Raw genomic sequence first — 2,831 nt, forward strand, 5'->3', positions numbered from 1 at the left:
GCTGGACAGGCTTCACGACAGGAACGGACAGACGCTGGGCGAACTCTGCGACGGCCTCGCCATGACACGGCAGGCCGTGACCAAGCACCTTGCGATTCTGGAAGACGCCAATCTCGTGACCACGTTCAGGCATGGCCGCGAGAAGCTGCACTACCTCAACCCGGTCCCGATCCATCAGATCGGCGAGCGATGGATCAGGAAATTCGAGCGCGGCAAACTCGCCGCGCTCAGCGAATTGAAGAAGCAATTGGAGAAACGCGATGAGTAAACCGGAATTCGTCTACACCACCTACATCGAAACCAGCCTCGAAAAGCTCTGGCAGGCGCTGACCGACGGCGACTTCACCGAGCGCTACTGGTTCGGTCATCGGGTGCGGTCCGACTGGACGGTGGGATCGCCCTATCAATTCGCCAAGCAGGGTGCGCCGACCATCGAGGGCAAGGTGCTGGAGGCCGATCCGCCGCGGCGTCTCGCCTACAGCTGGGACTCCTGTTCGCCTGCCGAAAAACGCGAGCGCACCTCCCGCGTCACCTTCCAGCTCGAACCGCACGGCAAGATCGTCAAGCTGACCGTCACCCACGACGATCTCGACGAAGGCGGCGTGACGTTGCGCAACATCTCGGTCGGCTGGCCGATGGTGATGGCGAGCCTGAAGAGCCTGCTGGAAACCGGCCGCCCAATTGACATCGATCCGCGCTCGGCAGTCGAGCGGGAGGCGGCCTGTGGCTAAGCCGGATTATGTCCACGTCATCCACATCCATGCGCCCTGCGAAAAAGTCTGGGACGCGCTGATCGATCCCGAGATGACCAGGGATTATTGGGGCCGGCACCGACAAGGTGTCGAAGGTGACATTCACGATCGAGGAGCAGATCGGTTCGACCAGGCTGACCGTAACCCACAGCGACCTCGATTCCGAGATACTGCGCGGCATCAGCGCCGGCTGACCCGCCATCCTGTCGAACCTGAAAACCATGCTGGAGACTGGTGCGTCGCTGCCGATGACCCGGCAGCGCTGAACCAACGCCAGCTGAACGTTACGAGGAGTTGACGATGCCAAGGCCGGAATTCGTTGACGTGACCTATTTCGAGACCACGCCGGACGGCATCTCCAGGCGATGGCCGGCAATCATGTCGAGCCTGAAGAGCCTGCTGGAAACCGGGACGGCGCTTGCGATCCCGACCTCAGCGCCCGGCATCGGGGGGCTTTGATCATGGATACCAATCAGTTCAAGCCCGCGACCGTCTATACGATCTACATCGCCGCCACGCCCGAAAAGGTCTGGGAGGCGCTGACCTCAGCCGAACACAGCGGCAAATATTTCTTCGGCAATACCGTGGAGGTCGATCTGCGGGTCGGCGGCGCCTACATCGTGCGGACGCCCGGCGGCGCGCTGCATATCAGCGGCGAGGTGATCGAATGCGAGCGGCCGAAAAAGCTCACCGTGACCTTCAACGTCAACTGGCCGGAGTTGATCGAGAAACTCGGACCGACGCTGGTGACCTACGAAATCGAGCCCGCAGGCGACGCGGTCCGCCTCACCATGATCGAATCCCATGACCGCCCGCTCAGCGACGACATCCTGTCCGGCGGACGCGAGGGCTGGCCCGCGATCCTGTCCAGCCTGAAGAGCCAATTGGAAACCGGCAAGCCGCTGCTGGTCCAGATGGCCCCGCCGCAGCGCATGCTGGCGGCGCTCAAGGCGATGGGGATCAAGACGCCATAGCAACAAAAATCGCCCTTCCGGGGGCGCGCCGGCGCGAACCACGATGTGCAATTGCACGTCGGAGACTCCCGAGATTCGGGGTTCGATGCGGGAGCTTGCCATCGGAGCCTGTGTTCGGGCGCGCATTCGCGCGACCCGGTGGCAATGGCCCCGGAGACGGTGGCTAAGCCACAGCCGGCACGACGATGCGGCGATAGAGGTGCCAGGTCGCGTGGCCGAGCACCGGCACCGTCACGATCAGTCCCAGGAAATACGGGATCGCCGAGACGATCAGCAGGATCACGATCAATGCGGCCCAGCCGATCATCGGCACCGGACTCGCGACCACCGCACGGACGCTCGTCACCATCGCGGTCACGAAGTCGACCTCGCGATCGAGCAGCAGCGGGAACGACACCACGGTCAGCGAGAACAGGATCAGCGACAGCGCAGCGCCGTCGAGATTGCCGATGGCCAGAAACAGCAGCCCGTCGCTGGTCGTCGTTACCACGGTGATGAACTCGCGCATGCTCGAAAACGACGCGTTGAGCCCGAGCAGCAGCGCGATCAGGAGCCGCACCTGGTACATCCAGATCATGAAAAAGAACAAGCTGACGAAGGCCATCCAGCCGATTTCGCCGCTCGTTCTCACGGTCGACCAGATCCCACGCAGCGAAACCGCTTGACCGGCTTCGCGGCGGCGGCTGACCTCGTAGAGGCCGATTGCCACGAACGGCCCGATCAAGGCAAAGCCGGCGGCGAGCGGATAGACCAGATAGACCATGCCGAATGCGGTGAAACACAGCACGATCAGGATGCCGCCCAGCGCATAGACCGCTCCGAACGCCAGCCCATAGAGCGGCAGCGCCTGGAAATCGCGCAAGCCGGCGACCAGCGCCTCGGCGATATCGGCCATCGTGATGCGCCGCACCACCGGATCGACCTTGCCCGAAATCGACATCGGCGTTTTCTCCCGTCTATGTTCGTTTTTTATATTGGCGCAGACAGCGCGCGACCGTGTGTTGATCTTGGTCAATTCGGCGCGCGCAAACAGGCGGGTATGAGACCAGATGGTCCCCGCCCGCCTGACGGCGCGGAGCCTGTCATCGGGCGCGCGTTCGCGCGA

General features: G+C 63.0%; 5 protein-coding genes. 4 read left to right on the forward strand and 1 reads right to left on the reverse strand.

What is annotated here, in order from left to right:
* Nucleotide 1: 1 nt before the first annotated feature.
* The 4 genes from WCB02_RS09290 to WCB02_RS09305 all read left to right on the forward strand — a co-directional run bounded on the left by WCB02_RS09290 (nt 2) and on the right by WCB02_RS09305 (nt 1,726).
* The gene (locus WCB02_RS09290; protein WP_423957708.1) at nt 2–268 is read left to right on the forward strand and encodes an ArsR/SmtB family transcription factor; all 267 of its coding nucleotides are present in this window, start codon (nt 2–4) and stop codon (nt 266–268) included.
* Nucleotides 261–731 (forward strand): SRPBCC family protein, encoded by a 471-nt coding sequence (locus WCB02_RS09295; protein ID WP_423957709.1) that lies wholly within the window; start codon nt 261–263, stop codon nt 729–731. Before WCB02_RS09290 ends, WCB02_RS09295 begins: the two co-directional genes overlap by 8 nt.
* A gap of 321 nt (nt 732–1,052) precedes the next feature.
* Nucleotides 1,053–1,211 (forward strand): hypothetical protein, encoded by a 159-nt coding sequence (locus WCB02_RS09300; protein ID WP_423957710.1) that lies wholly within the window; start codon nt 1,053–1,055, stop codon nt 1,209–1,211.
* A gap of 2 nt (nt 1,212–1,213) precedes the next feature.
* Nucleotides 1,214–1,726 carry an SRPBCC family protein gene (locus WCB02_RS09305; protein WP_423957712.1) on the forward strand — a complete coding sequence of 171 codons (513 nt, stop codon included), beginning with the start codon at nt 1,214–1,216 and terminating at the stop codon, nt 1,724–1,726.
* 163 nt (nt 1,727–1,889) lie between these two features.
* Here the strand turns inward: WCB02_RS09305 and WCB02_RS09310 are convergent, their stop codons facing one another.
* Nucleotides 1,890–2,666 (reverse strand): DUF2189 domain-containing protein, encoded by a 777-nt coding sequence (locus WCB02_RS09310; RefSeq protein WP_423957714.1) that lies wholly within the window; start codon nt 2,664–2,666, stop codon nt 1,890–1,892.
* Nucleotides 2,667–2,831 lie beyond the last annotated feature (165 nt).

The organism is Bradyrhizobium sp. (assembly GCF_049581145.1).
Taxonomy (GTDB): domain Bacteria; phylum Pseudomonadota; class Alphaproteobacteria; order Rhizobiales; family Xanthobacteraceae; genus Bradyrhizobium.

Coding starts and splice junctions, on each gene's coding strand:
- WCB02_RS09300 (WP_423957710.1), top strand. CDS start 1,053: ATGCCAAGGCCGGAATTCGTTGACGTGACCTATTTCGAGACCACGCCG.
- WCB02_RS09295 (WP_423957709.1), top strand. CDS start 261: ATGAGTAAACCGGAATTCGTCTACACCACCTACATCGAAACCAGCCTC.
- WCB02_RS09310 (WP_423957714.1), bottom strand. CDS start 2,666: ATGTCGATTTCGGGCAAGGTCGATCCGGTGGTGCGGCGCATCACGATG.
- WCB02_RS09305 (WP_423957712.1), top strand. CDS start 1,214: ATGGATACCAATCAGTTCAAGCCCGCGACCGTCTATACGATCTACATC.